The organism is Mesorhizobium sp. WSM4806 (genome assembly GCF_055811635.1).
In genome coordinates this window covers 54,062-69,888 of sequence record NZ_JBVVQZ010000014.1, presented here as the reverse complement: position 1 = coordinate 69,888, position 15,827 = coordinate 54,062, and the positions used below count along the sequence as shown (strand labels likewise).

At 63.1% G+C, this 15,827-nt stretch carries 13 protein-coding genes and 1 riboswitch; of the genes, 7 read left to right on the top strand and 6 right to left on the bottom strand.

The window, feature by feature from the left end; genetic code table 11:
- Window positions 1-221: 221 nt before the first annotated feature.
- The 3 genes from AC0L2M_RS21330 (at window position 222) to AC0L2M_RS21320 (ending at window position 3,522) form a co-directional block, all read left to right on the top strand.
- Window positions 222-1,421: an aspartate aminotransferase family protein gene (locus AC0L2M_RS21330; protein ID WP_287345646.1), complete on the top strand. Its 1,200-nt coding sequence runs from the start codon at window positions 222-224 to the stop codon at window positions 1,419-1,421.
- A gap of 16 nt (window positions 1,422-1,437) precedes the next feature.
- Complete coding sequence (gene argF / locus AC0L2M_RS21325; protein ID WP_027155178.1) at window positions 1,438-2,349, top strand: ornithine carbamoyltransferase; 912 nt, start codon at window positions 1,438-1,440, stop codon at window positions 2,347-2,349.
- Window positions 2,350-2,511: 162 nt separating this feature from the next.
- Entirely contained in the window at window positions 2,512-3,522 is a 1,011-nt protein-coding gene (locus AC0L2M_RS21320; protein WP_023802186.1) for an Hsp33 family molecular chaperone, read from the top strand.
- A 202-nt stretch (window positions 3,523-3,724) separates the two neighbouring features.
- Here the strand turns inward: AC0L2M_RS21320 and apaG are convergent, their stop codons facing one another.
- Window positions 3,725-4,117 carry a Co2+/Mg2+ efflux protein ApaG gene (gene apaG / locus AC0L2M_RS21315; protein ID WP_023802187.1) on the bottom strand — a complete coding sequence of 131 codons (393 nt, stop codon included), beginning with the start codon at window positions 4,115-4,117 and terminating at the stop codon, window positions 3,725-3,727.
- Window positions 4,118-4,375: 258 nt separating this feature from the next.
- Between apaG and AC0L2M_RS21310 the strand changes: the two genes are divergently transcribed.
- Window positions 4,376-5,530, top strand: coding sequence for a ceramide glucosyltransferase (locus AC0L2M_RS21310; protein WP_023802188.1), 1,155 nt, complete (start codon window positions 4,376-4,378; stop codon window positions 5,528-5,530).
- 47 nt (window positions 5,531-5,577) lie between these two features.
- Here the strand turns inward: AC0L2M_RS21310 and AC0L2M_RS21305 are convergent, their stop codons facing one another.
- A complete protein-coding gene (locus AC0L2M_RS21305; RefSeq protein WP_473535812.1) occupies window positions 5,578-6,768 on the bottom strand; it encodes an O-succinylhomoserine sulfhydrylase in 1,191 nt (396 codons plus the stop codon).
- 73 nt (window positions 6,769-6,841) lie between these two features.
- A riboswitch (SAM riboswitch) is annotated at window positions 6,842-6,919 on the bottom strand.
- 124 nt (window positions 6,920-7,043) lie between these two features.
- Here AC0L2M_RS21305 and AC0L2M_RS21300 point away from each other — a divergent pair.
- Both AC0L2M_RS21300 and AC0L2M_RS21295 read left to right on the top strand, forming a co-directional pair.
- The gene (locus tag AC0L2M_RS21300) at window positions 7,044-8,138 is read left to right on the top strand and encodes a 2'-deoxycytidine 5'-triphosphate deaminase (protein WP_473535811.1); all 1,095 of its coding nucleotides are present in this window, start codon (window positions 7,044-7,046) and stop codon (window positions 8,136-8,138) included.
- 93 nt (window positions 8,139-8,231) lie between these two features.
- The gene (locus tag AC0L2M_RS21295) at window positions 8,232-9,005 is read left to right on the top strand and encodes an ABC transporter substrate-binding protein (RefSeq protein ID WP_473535810.1); all 774 of its coding nucleotides are present in this window, start codon (window positions 8,232-8,234) and stop codon (window positions 9,003-9,005) included.
- A 177-nt stretch (window positions 9,006-9,182) separates the two neighbouring features.
- Here AC0L2M_RS21295 and araD1 read toward each other — a convergent pair whose 3' ends face one another.
- The 4 genes from araD1 to chvE all read right to left on the bottom strand — a co-directional run bounded on the left by araD1 (window position 9,183) and on the right by chvE (window position 14,450).
- Window positions 9,183-10,175, bottom strand: a complete 993-nt coding sequence (gene araD1, locus AC0L2M_RS21290; protein WP_473535809.1) for an AraD1 family protein — start codon at window positions 10,173-10,175, stop codon at window positions 9,183-9,185.
- Window positions 10,176-10,464: 289 nt separating this feature from the next.
- Complete coding sequence (gene mmsB, locus AC0L2M_RS21285; protein WP_128177935.1) at window positions 10,465-11,757, bottom strand: multiple monosaccharide ABC transporter permease; 1,293 nt, start codon at window positions 11,755-11,757, stop codon at window positions 10,465-10,467.
- Window positions 11,754-13,286, bottom strand: a complete 1,533-nt coding sequence (gene mmsA / locus AC0L2M_RS21280) for a multiple monosaccharide ABC transporter ATP-binding protein (RefSeq protein WP_473535808.1) — start codon at window positions 13,284-13,286, stop codon at window positions 11,754-11,756. The genes mmsB and mmsA overlap by 4 nt, the downstream gene beginning before the upstream one ends.
- Window positions 13,287-13,385: 99 nt before the next feature.
- Window positions 13,386-14,450, bottom strand: coding sequence for a multiple monosaccharide ABC transporter substrate-binding protein (gene chvE / locus AC0L2M_RS21275; RefSeq protein ID WP_023802196.1), 1,065 nt, complete (start codon window positions 14,448-14,450; stop codon window positions 13,386-13,388).
- Between the two features lie 335 nt (window positions 14,451-14,785).
- Between chvE and AC0L2M_RS21270 the strand changes: the two genes are divergently transcribed.
- Complete coding sequence (locus AC0L2M_RS21270; protein WP_473535872.1) at window positions 14,786-15,775, top strand: LysR family transcriptional regulator; 990 nt, start codon at window positions 14,786-14,788, stop codon at window positions 15,773-15,775.
- Window positions 15,776-15,827: the final 52 nt, after the last annotated feature.

The following is a 15,827-nucleotide window of genomic DNA, read 5'->3' as shown; positions in this document are numbered from 1 at the left end:
TTATGCGCTGACTCGGTGACAAGAGTCCGAGGGCCAACACGAATCGGTTTTTTCGGTTTTCCCCAACTTGCCCGGTCGCTGATGAGCCGGCGTCTCGCTGGAAAGCTTGCCGCGCGTCCTTGCGCGACGTTTTCGTTGACTTCATGGCCGAAAAACACGATAAGCCGCACAGGCCGCCGCTTTGGCGGCTTTTTGATTTTCCGGTTCCGGAGACGCATATAATGAGCGGTTCGGCGCTTTTCGAGACCTTTACCCGCGCACCCCTGGCCTTCGACCATGGGGAAGGCACTTGGCTGGTCACCGACAAGGGCGAGCGGTATCTCGATTTTGGCGGCGGCGTTGCCGTGAATTCGCTGGGCCACAGCCATCCGCATCTGGTCTCGGCACTCACCGAGCAGGCGGCCAAGCTCTGGCATGTCTCCAACCTGTACGAGATTCCGGGGCAGAGCCGTCTGGGCGAGCGGCTGGCCGACGCCACCTTCGCCGACAAGGTGTTCTTCACCAATTCCGGCGCCGAGGCGCTGGAATGCGCCATCAAGACGGCGCGGCGCTACCATTTCGTCAAGGGCCATCCCGAGCGCTTTCGCATTATCACCTTCGAAGGCGCCTTTCATGGCCGCACGCTGGCGACCATCGCCGCCGGCGGCCAGTATAAATACCTGGAAGGTTTCGGCCCCAAGGTCGAAGGTTTCGACCAGGTCGGCTTCGACGACATCGACGCCGCCGAAAAGGCGATCACATCAGAGACCGCCGCGATCCTGATCGAGCCGGTGCAGGGCGAGGGCGGTATCCGCCCGGTGCCGACGCAGTCGCTGAAGCGGCTGAGGCAGCTCTGCGAACAGCATGATCTGCTGCTGATCTTCGACGAGGTCCAGTGCGGCATCGGCCGCACCGGAAAACTGTTCGCGCATGAATGGGCTGGCGTCACGCCCGACATCATGGCGGTCGCCAAGGGCATCGGCGGCGGCTTCCCGGTGGGCGCCTGCCTCGCCACCGACGAGGCCGCTGTCGGCATGACCGCCGGCGTGCACGGCACCACTTTCGGCGGCAATCCGCTGGCGATGGCGGTCGGCAACGCCGTGCTCGACGTCGTGCTGGCAGACGGTTTTCTGGAGGATGTGCAGCGCAAGGCGTTGCTGCTGAAGCAGGGGCTGGCGGGTGTCGCCGACGAATTTCCCGATGTCATCGAAGACATCAGAGGCAGCGGCCTGATGCTCGGCCTGAAATGCGCCGCGCCCAACACCAAGGTGAACATGGCGTTGCGCGACCAGCATCTGCTGGCGGTTCCGGCCGGCGACAACGTTCTTCGCCTGCTGCCGCCGCTCACCGTCACCGACGCCGAGATCCATGCGGCGCTCGACCGCATCCGCGCCGGCGCCCGGGGCCTGTCGGACGCCATCGCCGCGGCTGCGGCGAAATAACAGTCGGAAGACCCACATGAGCCTTCGCCATTTCACCGATCTTTCCGCCGTTTCCGAGGGCGATCTGCGCCTTATGCTGGACGATGCCGTCGTGCGAAAGGCAAGGCTCAAGGCTGGCGAGCGGACAAAACCGCTTGAAGGCAAGGTGCTGGCGATGATCTTCGACAAGCCGTCGACGCGCACGCGCGTGTCCTTCGACGTCGGCATGCGCCAGCTCGGCGGCGAGACCATCATGCTGACCGGCGCCGAGATGCAGCTCGGCCGCTCCGAAACCATCGCCGACACGGCCAAGGTGCTGTCGCGCTATGTCGATGCGATCATGATCCGCACCACGTCGCATGATCGGCTGCTGGAGCTGACCGAGAACGCCACCGTCCCCGTCATCAACGGGTTGACCGACGATACCCATCCCTGCCAGCTGATGGCCGACATCATGACCTTCGAGGAGCATCGCGGCCCGGTCGCCGGCAAGACCATCGCCTGGACCGGCGACGGCAACAACGTGCTGCATTCACTGCTGGAGGCCTCGGCGCGGTTCCGCTTCAACCTCAACGTCGCCGTGCCGGAAGGCAGCGAGCCGGCGCAGAAGCATGTCGACTGGTCGAGGGCGCATGGCGGCAAGTTGAACTTCACCCGCTCGCCCGAGGAGGCCGTCCACGAGGCCGACTGTGTCGTTACCGATTGCTGGGTGTCGATGGGCCAAGAGCACCGTGCTCGCGGCCACAATGTCTTCTCACCCTATCAGGTCAATGCGGCACTGATGGCGAAGGCAAAGCCCGACGCGTTGTTCATGCACTGCCTGCCGGCGCATCGCGGCGAGGAGGTCACCGACGAAGTCATCGACGGGCCGCATTCGGTGGTGTTCGACGAGGCCGAGAACCGGCTCCACGCCCAGAAGGCGGTTTTGGCTTGGTGCCTCGGCGCTTGATCCGGGCTGCCGTGATCCTGGTCACCGTGATCCGGGCCGCCTTGATCCCGGCCGCCTTGATCCGGGAGTGCGTGATGCCTATCTCAGGCGCATCACGCAAATCGAGCGCGTTTCGACGCATGCGCCCCGGAGGGCAGCATCGCCGCGCCCCGGAGCTTTGTCATGTTGGAAACCCGTCAATTGGCTGAACATCAACCCAAACTCGGCGAATTCGGCTACGCCGGCGACGATCATGTCGTGCCCTTCGAGGTCGGCCCGCTCGACGTGCGCGGCCGTACCGTCCAGCTCGGGCCGATGCTCGACGCGATCCTCGGCCGGCATGACTATCCCGAGCCGGTCGCCCGCCTTCTGGCGGAAGCTTGCGTGCTGACGGTGCTGCTCGGCACTTCGCTCAAATTCGAAGGCAAGTTCATCCTGCAGACCCGCACCGACGGGCCGGTCGACATGCTGGTGGCGGATTTTTCCACGCCGCATGCGCTGCGCGCCTATGCCCGCTTCGACGCCGATCGGCTGGAGGCACTGACGTCTGCCGGCGAGACCTCGCAGCGGACGCTGCTCGGCAGCGGTGTCCTGGCGCTGACTATCGACCAGGGCGCCCACACGCAGCGCTATCAGGGCATCGTCCAACTTGACGGCGAGACGCTGGAGGAGGCCGCCCGCACCTATTTCCGGCAGTCGGAGCAGATCCCGACCGATCTCAGGCTTTCGGTGGCCAAGCTGTTGACGCCCGGCATCGGCGGTGCCCGCGAGCAATGGCGCGCCGGTGGCATACTGGCACAGTTCCTGCCGCAATCGCCCGAACGCATGCGCGTGCCCGACCTTCCGGGTGGCGACGGCGATCCGCGCGAGGAGATCCATGATCCGGCCGACAATTCCTGGCAGGAACTGCTGGCGTTGCTTGGCACCATCGAGCCGACGGAACTGATCGACCCGACGATCGGCGCCGAGCGGTTGCTTTACCGGCTGTTCCACGAGCACGGCGTGCGCGTCTTCGGCGGCGTGCCGGTAGCCGACCAGTGCTCATGCTCCAGGGAGAAGATCCGCGGCATTCTCGGAGGCTTCTCCGCCGACGAGATCAGGGACAGCACCGAGGATGGCGGCATTCACGTCGCCTGCGAATTCTGCTCGAAGCAATATGACTTCGACCCGGCGGAATTTGCTGCGGCTCAATAGAATTGAAATCACCGACGAAGCGTTGGCCCGGCCCCTCACCCTTACCCTACCCTCTCCCCGTGAAGAACGGGGAGAGGGGGCGCCAGCGTTGCGACAGGTTGTCCAGTTGATAGATGGGTTCCCTTTTCCCCGTTCACTATACGGGGAGAAGGTGCCGGCAGGCGGATGAGGGGCAGCACGACCTTCCGGCCATCTATCTCTCTCAGTTCACCGTCCGCCGCGTGCCCGGCAGGTCGAGCGAAAAGGCGGGGATGGCGACGTCGAACGTCTCACCCCGCTTATTGCGCATCGTGTAGTGGCCGACCATGATGCCGGATGGCGTCGAGAGTGGGCAGCCAGACGTATACTGATAACTATCGCCGGGATTGAGTTCAGGCTGGTCGCCGACAACGCCGGCGCCGCGCACCTCCTCGACCCGGCCGGTGCCGTCGGTGATCTGCCAGTAGCGCGACAGAAGCTGCACGAATTCATCCGACTGGTTGTCGATGGTCACCTGGTAGCCCCAGACATAGCGGTTCTCCGACGGGTCGGAGCGATCTTCCAGATAGAACGGCCTGACCTGCACTTCGATGTCGCGCGTGACGGCGCTGTACATAAATCACTCCACACTATGAAGACGGAACATTCGACCCTCTCCGCAGTTCGGTCAGCGGGGTGCGTCCCCTCGGTGTCTGCCATCGTTGCCCGAATTTGTTAAGCGCAGGTGCCGAACAACAATGTCATTTAAGTGACACGTGACAATGATGGTGTGCAGGGCTGGGGATGGTGTGCAGGGCCGGGCGACTCAGCATTCTGTCGAACTGTTGAAAACGGCTTTCATGCGGCCGGTTTTTTCTGGAGCGACCAGATATTGATGGAATTGACAGTCACAGCCGCCTTGCTTTCCATAGCTCTGCTTGTTGTCAATCTCGCCAGCATCCTGCTCGCTTCGTTGAAGCTGAAGCGGCCTGGCAGGATCACGCCGCCAGCCGCCAAGGCGCCGCCGGTGTCGATCGTCGTGCCGTCGCGCGGCGTCGAGCCGTTTACCGAGGAGACGCTCGAGCGCGCCTTCTCTCTCGACTGGCCGCACTATGAGCTCATCTTCTGCGTCGCCCATGCCGACGACCCGGTGGTCGGGCCGATCACCGATGCGATCGCCCGCTTTCCGGCCGTGCCGGCCCGGCTGCTGGTCGGCGACGACCGCATCAGCGGCAATCCGAAACTCAACAATTGCGTGAAGGCCTGGGAGGCCGCGCGCCACCACTGGGTCATCCTTGCCGATTCCAACGTCCTGATGCCGAGGGACTATGTCCAGCATCTGATGACGGCATGGCGGCAGGACACTGGCCTCGTCTGCTCGACGCCGATCGGCTCGCGGCCGGACGGGTTCTGGGCGGAGGTCGAATGCGCTTTCCTCAACACGCTGCAGGCGCGCTGGCAATATACCGGCGAGGCGCTCGGCCTCGGTTTCGCCCAGGGCAAGAGCATGCTGTGGAACAAGCCATTGCTCGACGCCAATGGCGGCATCCGTGCGCTTGCCGCCGAGATTGCCGAGGATGCCGCCGCGACCAAGCTTGTCAACGGGCTCGGACTGCGCGTCAATCTCGTTGCCGCGCCCTTCGAACAGCCGCTCGGCTTGCGCACATTTGGCGAAATCTGGTCGCGCCAGGCCCGCTGGGCACGCCTGCGTCGCGTCACCTTCCCACTGTTTTTCGCGCCCGAGATCCTGATCGGAGCGGCGCCGCCGCTGGTGCTGGCGCTGGTTGCGGCAGCAGGCGCCGGTTTCAGCCTGCCGGCTACCGCCATCGCCGTGCTGATAGTCGCCTATCTGCCGGAATGCGCTCTCGCCTCGGCCAAGGGCTGGCACCTGTCGCTGCGCATGATCCCGGCGATGGTTGCGCGGGACGTGATGCTTCCCGCCATCTGGGTGCGCGGCTGGCTCAGCGGTGCCGTCGACTGGCGCGGCAACACGATGACCATCCAAACCAGCGCCGTTGCGGAATTGGAAGAGACGCCGTCGGGCGCCTGACCGCGCCTGCTTTGCCAGATCAGAGCGCAGCAGTTCGGCGCGTATCCCTACCTGGCGGCTTTCAAGGCCTGCTCGATGTCTTCGAGCAGGTCGTCAGTGTCCTCCAGTCCGACGGACAGCCTGAGCGTGCCTGGCCCGATGCCAAGTTCGGCCCGCGCCTCGTCGCTCAGATTCTTGTGTGTCGTCGTCGCCGGATGGGTGATCAGGCTCTTGGCGTCACCGAGATTGTTGGAGATCAGCACGACATCGAGCGCGTTCTGGAAGGCGAAGGCCGCCTGCTTGCCTCCCTTGACGTCGAGGCAGATCAGCGTCGAGCCGCCCGACATCTGCTTCTTGACGATCGCCGCCTGCGGGTGATCGGCGCGGCCGGGATAGATGACGCGGACAATTTCCGATCGCTCGGCGAGGAAGTCCGCGATCCGGCCGGCACTTTCCGTCTGCTGGCGCACGCGCAGCGGCAGCGTCTCCAGGCCCTTCAGCAGCGTCCAGGCATTGAAGGGCGAGAGGCTGGGACCGGTGTGGCGGAAGTAGTCGTGCAAATTCTCGTCGATCCACTTCTTGTCCGACAGGATGATGCCGCCGAGGCAGCGCCCCTGGCCATCGATGTGCTTGGTCGCCGAATAGACGACGATATGGGCGCCGAGTTGCAACGGCTTCTGCTGCAAGGGCGTGGCAAAGACGTTGTCGACGATCAGCCGCGCGCCGATCGAATCGGCAAGCGAGGCTACGGCTGCGATGTCGACGACCTCCAGCGTTGGATTGGTCGGGCTTTCAAGGAAGAACAACTTGGTGTTGGGCCTGACCGCCTTTTCCCAATTGGCGATGTCGGTGCCGTCGACCAGCGTCGCCTCGATGCCGTAGTTCGGCGCCAGCGTCTCGACCACCCAGCGACAGGAGCCGAACAGCGCGCGCGCCGCCACGATGTGGTCGCCGGCCCGGGCACTGCACAGCAACGCCGCCGTCACCGCCGCCATGCCGGATGCGGTGGCGCGGGCATCTTCGGCACCTTCCAACGCACACATGCGCTTCTCGAACATGTCGACCGTCGGATTGGCATAGCGCGAATAGATGAAGCCCGGTTCCTCGCCCTTGAAGCGGGCTTCCGCCGCCTGCGCCGTGTCGTAGACATAGCCTTGCGTGAGATACATCGCCTCGGAGGTTTCGCCGAAGCCGGAACGCAGCGTTCCTGCATGCACGAGGGCGGTCTGAGGCTTCCAGTTGCGCGTTTTGCTCGTCATCACCTTGTTCCAAACACAAAAAATGGTCCAAACACAAAAAAACCGGCCGCGAAAGTCGCAACCGGTCGTACGGCCTTTCGGCCCGACGGTCCTTTAGCGACTTATTTAACGTGGCTGCAAGCCGACCGGCCAAATCACCACGGGATAACGATCCTTTAGACCTGCACCGCGCTTGCGTCAATTGCCGGCATGATTAAGAGGTTTGTACCAGCGGGTTCCACGGCGGATCCTGCGACAAGACGAGACCACGCCCGGCCTTCGAGCGGAGCCAGACTTTGCGGCAGACAGGCATTCTTCCGGATCAGGATATTTCCGCGCTGTACCAGTCGGGCGCGCTGAAGTCGCCGCGCGCGCTCGACGCCGACCAGGTCCAGCCGGCCAGCCTGGACCTCAGGCTTGGCGACAAGGCCTGGAGGGTGCGCGCCTCCTTCCTGCCCGGCCCCAACTACAGGGTTGCTGAAAAACTCGACCGCCTGAAGCTGCACGAAATCAATCTCACCGATGGTGCGGTGCTGGAGACGGGCTGCGTCTATATCGTGCCGCTGCTCGAGAGCCTGGCGCTTCCGGCAAACATTTCCGCTTCGGCCAACCCAAAAAGCTCGACCGGGCGGCTCGACATCTTCACCCGCGTGATGACCGATCGCGGCCACGAGTTCGACAAGATCGCTGCCGGCTACAACGGCCCGCTCTATCTCGAAGTCAGCCCGCGCACCTTTCCGATCGTCGTCCGCGCCGGCTCGCGGCTGTCGCAGATCCGGTTCCGCACCGGCAACGCGCTTTTGTCGGAAAGCGAGCTGCATGAATTGCACCGTGCCGAGACGCTCGTCGCCACCGAGCCGCCGAACATTTCCGGCGGCGGCATCGCACTGTCGATCGACCTCGATGGCGACAAGGACGGGCTGGTCGGCTACCGCGGCAAGCACCACACCGGCCTGGTCGATGTCGACAAGCGCGCCGCGCAGGATGTCCTCGATTTCTGGGACCCGCTCTACAAGAGCGGCGCCGGCGAACTGGTGCTCGATCCGGACGAATTTTATATCCTCGTCAGCCAGGAAGCGGTGCATGTGCCGCCGCTCTATGCCGCCGAGATGACGCCCTTCGATCCGCTGGTCGGCGAATTCCGCGTCCACTATGCCGGTTTCTTCGATCCGGGTTTCGGCCATTCGGCCTCGGGCGGCACCGGCAGCCGGGCCGTGCTCGAAGTGCGCAGCCACGAAGTGCCGTTCATCCTCGACCACGGCCAGATCGTCGGACGGCTGGTCTACGAGCACATGCTGAAGCGGCCGCAGGCGCTCTACGGCACAGATCTCGGCTCGAACTATCAGGCGCAGGGCCTGAAACTGTCCAAGCATTTTCGCGCCGCGCGCTGATCGCCCGCTATGATCAGACCATGCTTGCCTGACCTTACGGGTCGTGCTTGGCTGTCTTAGCCGTCAATACGGTTGGAACAAGGGGAACAAAAAATGCAGATTTCAAGATGGATCGCATCGGCAGCAACAGCCGTCATGCTGGCGATGTCAGTCGGGTCCCTGTCGGCGCAAGCACAGGAAAAGTTGAAGATTGCCACTGAAGGCGCCTATCCGCCGTTCAACACCATCACCGCGGATGGCAAGCTCGTCGGCTTCGACATCGACATCGCCAATGCGCTTTGCGCTCAGATGAAGGTCGAATGCGAACTTGTCACGCAGGACTGGGACGGCATGATCCCGGCGCTCCAGGCCAAAAAATTCGACGCCATCATCGCGTCCATGAGCATTACCGAGGAGCGCAAGAAGCAGGTCTCCTTCACCAACAAATACTATACGACGCCGCTTTCGCTGGTGGCCTTGAAGGACAGCGATATTGCCTCGACCGAACCGGCGGCACTCGCCGGCAAGACAGTCGGCGCCCAGGCTTCGACCACCCAGGCCGACTATGCCCAGGATGTCTATGGCAAGGCCGGCGCCGAGGCGAAGCTCTATCCAACCCAGGAGGAGGCGGTCGCCGATCTGATGAACGGCCGTCTCGATGCCGTCCTTTCAGACAAATTCGTGCTGATGGACTGGATGAAGAAGTCGAGCGACGACTGCTGCAAGATGGTCGGCGACGTCAAGGGCACGGAGACCGAAGCCGGTATCGCCGTGCGCCAGGAAGACAATGCGCTGCGCGAAAAGCTCAACGCCGCAATCGACGCGATCGTCGCAGACGGCACCTACAAGAAGATCCAGGCCAAATATTTCGACTTCGATATTTATTGAGAGGTCGAAGCTGCCAATCTCCCCCCTTGAGGGGGAGATGGCCGGCAGGCCAGAGGGGGTCGGTCCGGCCGGGCCTGGCTCTCTTTATCGCAGACGCAGGGGGCTGGCGCTCCACGCGAGACGACCCCCTCTGTCGCCCTCGGCGTGATCTCCCCCTCAAGGGGGGAGATCACGCCGTCAAAGCGCCTTCACCGCCACCTTCACCGGCTGCTCGATTTCCAGTGGGTTGCGCAGCGGCAGGCCGAAATCCTTGGCCTCGATCTCGAAGACATCGCCGGCCTCGGTTCTGACGCCGTCGGCGAAGGACAGTGTCGCGGTGCCGAACATGTGCACATGCACGTCGCCCGGCTGGCGGAAGGCCGAATATTTGAAGTGGTGATGTTCGAGATTGGCGATGGTGTGCGACATGTTCGCCTCGCCCGACAGGAACGGTTTTTCCCACAGCAGCTGGCCGTCGCGGAGGATGCGCGAGGAACCCCTGACGTCGGACGGCAGCTCGCCGATCAGGATCTCCGGTCCGAACGAAGCGTTGCGCAGCTTGGAATGCGCGAGGAAAAGATAGTTCACGCGCTCGGTGACGTGATCGGAAAATTCGTTTGACAGCGTGAAGCCGACGCGAAACGGGGCGCCGTCGTCGCCGATAACATAGATGCCGGCGACTTCCGGCTCCTCGCCGGCATCCTCGGCGAAGGCGGGCGACAGAAGTGCCGCACCGGGCGCCACTGCCATGGTGCCGTTGCCCTTGTAGAACCATTCCGGCTGCACGCCGGTCTGGCCCTTGGCCGGCTTGCCGCCCTCCAGCCCCATGCGGAACATCTTCATGGAATCGGTGAGCTGCTCCTCGCCGTCGCTGCTGAGCTTCTTGTGCATGGAATCGCGGGTCGCGGCGGAGCCGAGATGTGTCAGCCCGGTGCCGGTGAGGTGGAGATGCGCCGGGTCGGGATGGTTGATCGGCGACAATAGTCGCCCCTTCTTGTAGGCGGCATCGAGGTCGACCGCTTCACCAAAACCCTTGCGCTCGATGAGGGCGACAAGCCCGGTGCCGGTGCGCGCGGCCTCCATCGCCAGCGAATAGACGCTGCGGGCGCCGTTGATGATTCTGGTCTTGCCGCCGTTGCGGGCGACGACGCGGATGGTCTCCGCCTCGTCGAGGATCTGGGAAATCAGCATGACGTACCCTCTCTCAATTGCCTTGGCCGGCCTGCCGGTCTGGCAAGCTTTTCCTGGCGCAGCTCGGACGGTGTCCGCGCCACGGGTGAAATTCTTCGTCCGGATTGCGCTCGCGGGCCCGGTCCCCTAGGGGGACTTCCTTGCGTCGCCCGGCAGCGCCGCGATGTGACCCGTGCCTCCTAAAAGCGCGCCGCGTTTGAAAACGGGCCCGCTTTGATCCTTGCTTTCATGCGTGCCGTTGTCCCAACACGCTGCACACGTTTGGCGACATGCATGAGTTCCCTCGCCCTCAAGCCTTGTTCTTGTTGTAGACGTCGAAGACCACGGCGCCGAGCAGCACCAAGCCTTTGACCACCTGTTGCCAATCGACATTGACGCCCATGATCGACATGCCGTTGTTCATGACGCCCATGATGAAACCGCCGACCACCGCGCCAACAACCTGACCGACGCCGCCCATCGCCGAAGCGCCGCCGATGAACACAGCGGCGATGACGTCGAGTTCGCTGCCGAGGCCGGCCGCCGGCACCGCCTGGCCAAGGCGCGCCGCAATAATCAGCCCGCCGAGCGCCGAGAGCACGCCCATATTGATGAACACCATCAGGGTCAGCCGCTCGGTCTTGATACCCGATAGCTGCGCCGCCTTGGCATTGCCGCCCATTGCGTAGATACGGCGGCCGACCGTCATGCGTTTGGTGACGAAGACGAACAGCGCAATCAGCACGCCCATCACCACGAGAACGATTGGCAGGCCCCTGTAGGTGGCGAATTGGTAGACCAGAAACAGCGCCAGGGCGCTGGTCACCAGGGTCTTGACGACGAACAGCGAGAAGGGCTCGGCTTCGTAGCCGTGCCGCTCGCGGCTGCGCCGTGCCCTGAGCCCGAAATAGGCATAGGCGACCACCGCGACGATGCCGAGCACGATCGTCGTCATGTGCAGCGTCAGGCCGCTGCCGACGATTGTCTTGCCGGCGGCGTTCACCACCGGCGGTATCAGCGTCAATGAGCCGATCACGTCGGGAATGAAGCCGGAACTGAGCGCCTTGAAGCCGACCGGAAGCGGCCCCACGGAAGACCCCCCACCCAGCAGCGCCTGGCAGATGCCGCGGAAGATCAGCATCCCCGCCAGCGTGACGATGAAGCTCGGTATTCGGTGATAGGCAATCCAGTAGCCTTGTGCCGCGCCGATTAAACCACCGACGATCAGGCAGATGATCGACACCACCAGCGGATTGCTGAAAGGGCCGAGAGGCCAGATGACCATCATCATCGCCGCCAGCGCGCCGATGAAACCGGCGACGGAGCCGACGCTGAGATCGATATGGCCGGAGACGATCACCAGCAGCATGCCCAGCGCCATCACGATGATGAAGCTGTTCTGCTGCACCAGGTTGCTCAAGTTCACCGGCTTGAACAGCGTTCCGGACGTCGTGTACTGGAAGAACACCATGATGGCGATAAGCGCCAGGATCAGGCCGTATTCGCGCAGGTTGGTGACCAGCGCCGAGACAGCAATGCGCGGCCCTTGCTGCACATCTTCGGCGACGCCGCTTTTCGGGACGGGACCGCTTTCGGTGCTCATGATGCTTTTCCTTCTCCGCGAACGATGGCGCGCATGATCTTTTCCTGGCTGGCATCACTCGCCGCCATTTCGCCGACGATACGTCCTTCGTTCATGACATAGATACGGTCGGTGATGCCGAGCAGTTCGGGCATCTCGGACGAGATGACGATGATCGCCTTACCCTCCGAGGCAAGACGCGCGATGATCGTGTAGATTTCATACTTGGCGCCGACGTCGATGCCGCGCGTCGGCTCGTCGAGGATCAGCACCTCCGGATTGGCGAACAGCCATTTCGACAGCACCACCTTCTGCTGATTGCCGCCCGATAGATTGCCGGTCATCTGATAAACGCTGGACGAGCGGATGTTGGTCTTGGCCTTGTAGTCGTTGGCGACGGCGAGCTCGCGCATGTCGTCGATCACGCTATGGCGCGACACGCCGGGAAGATTGGCCAGCGTGATGTTGTGCTTGATATGATCGATCAGGTTGAGACCGTAGGTCTTGCGGTCTTCGGTGACGTAAGCAATGCCGTGTTCGACTGCCTTGCTGACAGAGGAGACATCGATGGGCTTGCCCTTGAGCAGCACCTCGCCGGTGATGCCGCGGCCATAGGAGCGGCCGAACAGGCTCATCGCGAATTCGGTGCGTCCGGCGCCCATCAGCCCGGCGATACCCACCACCTCGCCCTTGCGGACGTCGATATCGATACCCTTGATCACTTGCCGCTCGGCATGGATAGGATGATAGACCGACCAGTTCTTCACCTGGAGCACGATCTCACCGATGTCAGGCTCGCGCGACGGATAGCGGTCGTCCAGCGAGCGGCCGACCATCGAGGTGATGATGCGGTCTTCCGAGATGTCCTTCTTCGCCAGCGTCTCGATCGTCCGCCCGTCGCGGATGATCGTGACCTTGTCGGCGACCCGGTTGATTTCGTTGAGCTTGTGCGAGATCAGGATCGAGGTGATGCCCTGCCGCTTGAATTCGAGCAGCAGGTCGAGCAGCGCCTGGCTGTCCTTTTCGGACAGGCTCGCCGTCGGCTCGTCGAGGATCAGCAACTGCACTTCCTTGCTGAGCGCTTTGGCGATCTCGACCAGTTGCTGCTTGCCGACGCCGATATTGGTAATCAGCGTCTTGGGGTCTTCCTTGAGGCCCACCTTCTTGAGCAGAGCGCTGGTGCGCGTCTCGTTGGCGTTCCAGTCGATGATGCCGTAGCTGGCGTGTTCGTTGCCGAGGAAGATGTTTTCGGCGATCGAAAGCATCGGCACCAGCGCGAGTTCCTGGTGGATGATGACGATGCCGCGGCGCTCGCTGTCGTGGATGCCTTTGAAATGGCACTCATCGCCGCGATAGACGATTTCGCCATCATAGGTGCCGGCTGGATAGACGCCCGACAGCACCTTCATCAGTGTCGACTTGCCGGCGCCGTTCTCGCCGACAACGGCGTGGATCTCGCCTTCCTCGACGCTGAGGTTGACATTCGAAAGCGCCTTGACGCCGGGAAACGTCTTGGTGATGTCACGCATCTCCAAAATCGTCTGGGCCATCGGGAATACCACTCCTGCGAGGTCCGGAAACATACCGGGGTCGTTCACTGACGAAGCGGGGTCCTGCGTTGGGCAGGACCCCGGGTTTTACGTCTGCGGTTACTTCAGCTCTTCGGCCTTGATGTAGCCGGAATCGACCACCAGGGCCTGGTAGTTCGACTTGTCGACATCATGCGGCGTCAGCAGGATCGAGGGGACGACCTTGACGTCGTTGTTGTAGGTCTTGGTGTCGAGGCCCTCCGGCTTGCCGCCCGAGAGCACCTTGTCGACGAGCTCGACCGTCGCCTTGGCGAGCTCGCGGGTGTCCTTGAACACGGTCGAGTACTGCTCGCCGGCGATGATCGCCTTGACCGAAGCGGTTTCGGCGTCCTGGCCGGTGACGATTGGCCATGGCTGATCGGCCGTGCCGTAACCAACGGCGCGCAGCGAGGCGATGATGCCGCGCGACAGGCCGTCATATGGCGAGAGCACGCCATCGACGCGGCTGCCATCCGAGTAGTGGGCGGAGAGCAGATTGTCCATGCGGGCCTGGGCGGTGGCTGCCAGCCAGCGGAGCGTGCCGACCTTGTCCATGCCCATCTGGCCGGACTTCACGACGAGGGTCTTGTCGTCGATCAGCGGCTGCAGAACGGACATGGCGCCGTCGTAGAAGAAGAAGGCGTTGTTGTCGTCAGGCGAGCCGCCGAACAGTTCGACGTTGAACGGCCCCTTGTTCTCGGGGTAGCCGAGGCCCTTGAGCAGCGATTTCGCCTGGATGACGCCGACGCCGAAATTGTCGAACGTGGTGTAGTAGTCGACATTCGGGGTTTTCTTGATCAGCCGGTCATAGGCGACGACGACGACGCCGGCGTCAGCCGCCTTCTGCAGCGCGTCCGACAAGGTGGTGCCGTCGATCGAGGCGATGATCAGCGCCTTTGGGCCCTTGGTGATTTCGTTTTCGAGCTGGCTGAGCTGATTGGGGATATCGTCCTGCGCATATTGCAGGTCGACAGTGTAGCCCAGAGCCTCGAGCTGGGACTTGACGGCGTCGCCGTCGTTGATCCAGCGCTGCGAGGTCTTGGTCGGCATCAGCACGCCGATGAGGCCTTCGCCTGCCTGCGCCGGGACCGTCATGGCCGCGATGCTAAGGGCCGCGACGGCGGCCAGTGTCTTGATGATCTTCACATTAACTCTCCCTGGTTGATGGACGCGCACCCTGGGTTTCGTGGGCCGCGCGATCGTGCAGGAGCGCCAAAACGCGCCGCTGCCGCCATATCGATCTCCGGTATCCTCCCAATCGGCCCTGAGACTCTGGTTCCGGTCGATGCGATTTTTCTCGCTGGCGACGGTCAGGTTTCAGGACGCGCAAAGGTGTGGCGCTTTGCCATAACTGTCAAATGCGATCTTTGGTAGTTGCTATACCCAAACTGGTATACTGAAAGTGGCCAAAAGAATTGAAAGTGGCCAAAAGATCGGGCCGGGATTGCCGGCCGGCCACCAGCGAGGAGCAAACGGAGATCATGGCGGCGCTACGGGATTCTGGCGGACTTTCAGAGGGTTATGGGGAACGTCCCGGCAGGAGTGAGACCTTGCTGCGCAGCGGCCTCAGTCTGCGCCACATGCGCATGATCGCAGCCCTCGACGACCATGGCCGGGTCAGCGCGGCAGCCCAGGTCATGAACATCTCCCAGCCCGCCGCCTCGCGCATGATCGCCGAGATGGAGGCGGTGCTCGACGTCAAGCTGTGCGAGAGGCTGCCGCGCGGCATCACGCTGACGCCCTATGGCAAGGCGTTGGCGAGGCGCGCGCGTTCGATCCTGCTCGAGATGCGCGAGGTCGACCGCGAGATATCCGAGCTCAAGGCAGGCAAGGGCGGCTCGGTGTTCCTGGGCGCGGTGACGGCCCCTGCAATCGAGCTCGCCGTGCCGGCGATCCGCGAGATCCGGCGCATCTATCCGCGTATCGAGATCACCATGCAGGTCGAGACCTCCAATGTGCTGGCGCGCGAACTGATCGCCACACGTCACGATTTCATCATCGCGCGCATCCCCGAGGACCTCAATCCGCGGCTGTTCGAGGCCCGCGTCATCGGCGTCGAAAAAGCCTGCCTCATTGTGCGCCGCGGCCACCCGCTGGCCAAGGGCAAGGCGGTGCGGCTGGAGCAGACCGCCGCCTATGACTGGGTTTTCCAGTCGGGCGGCTCGCCGCTGCGCCAGGCGATGGAGAGCAATTTCCTGAACCGCAACATCGCGCTGCCGGACCGCATCCTCAACACCAGCTCGCTGCTGCTCACCCTGGTCATGGTCGCGCAGTCGGACGCCATCGCGCCGGTGTCGATCCAGGTGGCGAAATTCATCCAGAACCCCGAGGGGCTGGCCGGCGCCATCGACGTCGTCCAGACCGAATTCGACATCGAGGTCAGGCCTTACAGTCTGATCACCGTAAAAAATCGCGTGCTGTCGCCGGCGGCCAAGATGCTGCACGACTTCATTTTGCGAGAGGTGGGCTGACGGCGTTTAATCAAGCAATCCATTGCCTGGCTATCGCAGCTACGGCTCTTCG

Excerpts from the sequence above, each read along its gene's own strand:
- AC0L2M_RS21330 (WP_287345646.1), top strand. The coding sequence starts at position 222 with ATGAGCGGTTCGGCGCTTTTCGAGACCTTTACCCGCGCACCCCTGGCC.
- argF (WP_027155178.1), top strand. The coding sequence starts at position 1,438 with ATGAGCCTTCGCCATTTCACCGATCTTTCCGCCGTTTCCGAGGGCGAT.
- AC0L2M_RS21320 (WP_023802186.1), top strand. The coding sequence starts at position 2,512 with ATGTTGGAAACCCGTCAATTGGCTGAACATCAACCCAAACTCGGCGAA.
- apaG (WP_023802187.1), bottom strand. The coding sequence starts at position 4,117 with ATGTACAGCGCCGTCACGCGCGACATCGAAGTGCAGGTCAGGCCGTTC.
- AC0L2M_RS21310 (WP_023802188.1), top strand. The coding sequence starts at position 4,376 with ATGGAATTGACAGTCACAGCCGCCTTGCTTTCCATAGCTCTGCTTGTT.
- AC0L2M_RS21305 (WP_473535812.1), bottom strand. The coding sequence starts at position 6,768 with ATGACGAGCAAAACGCGCAACTGGAAGCCTCAGACCGCCCTCGTGCAT.
- AC0L2M_RS21295 (WP_473535810.1), top strand. The coding sequence starts at position 8,232 with ATGCAGATTTCAAGATGGATCGCATCGGCAGCAACAGCCGTCATGCTG.
- araD1 (WP_473535809.1), bottom strand. The coding sequence starts at position 10,175 with ATGCTGATTTCCCAGATCCTCGACGAGGCGGAGACCATCCGCGTCGTC.
- mmsB (WP_128177935.1), bottom strand. The coding sequence starts at position 11,757 with ATGAGCACCGAAAGCGGTCCCGTCCCGAAAAGCGGCGTCGCCGAAGAT.
- mmsA (WP_473535808.1), bottom strand. The coding sequence starts at position 13,286 with ATGGCCCAGACGATTTTGGAGATGCGTGACATCACCAAGACGTTTCCC.
- AC0L2M_RS21270 (WP_473535872.1), top strand. The coding sequence starts at position 14,786 with ATGGCGGCGCTACGGGATTCTGGCGGACTTTCAGAGGGTTATGGGGAA.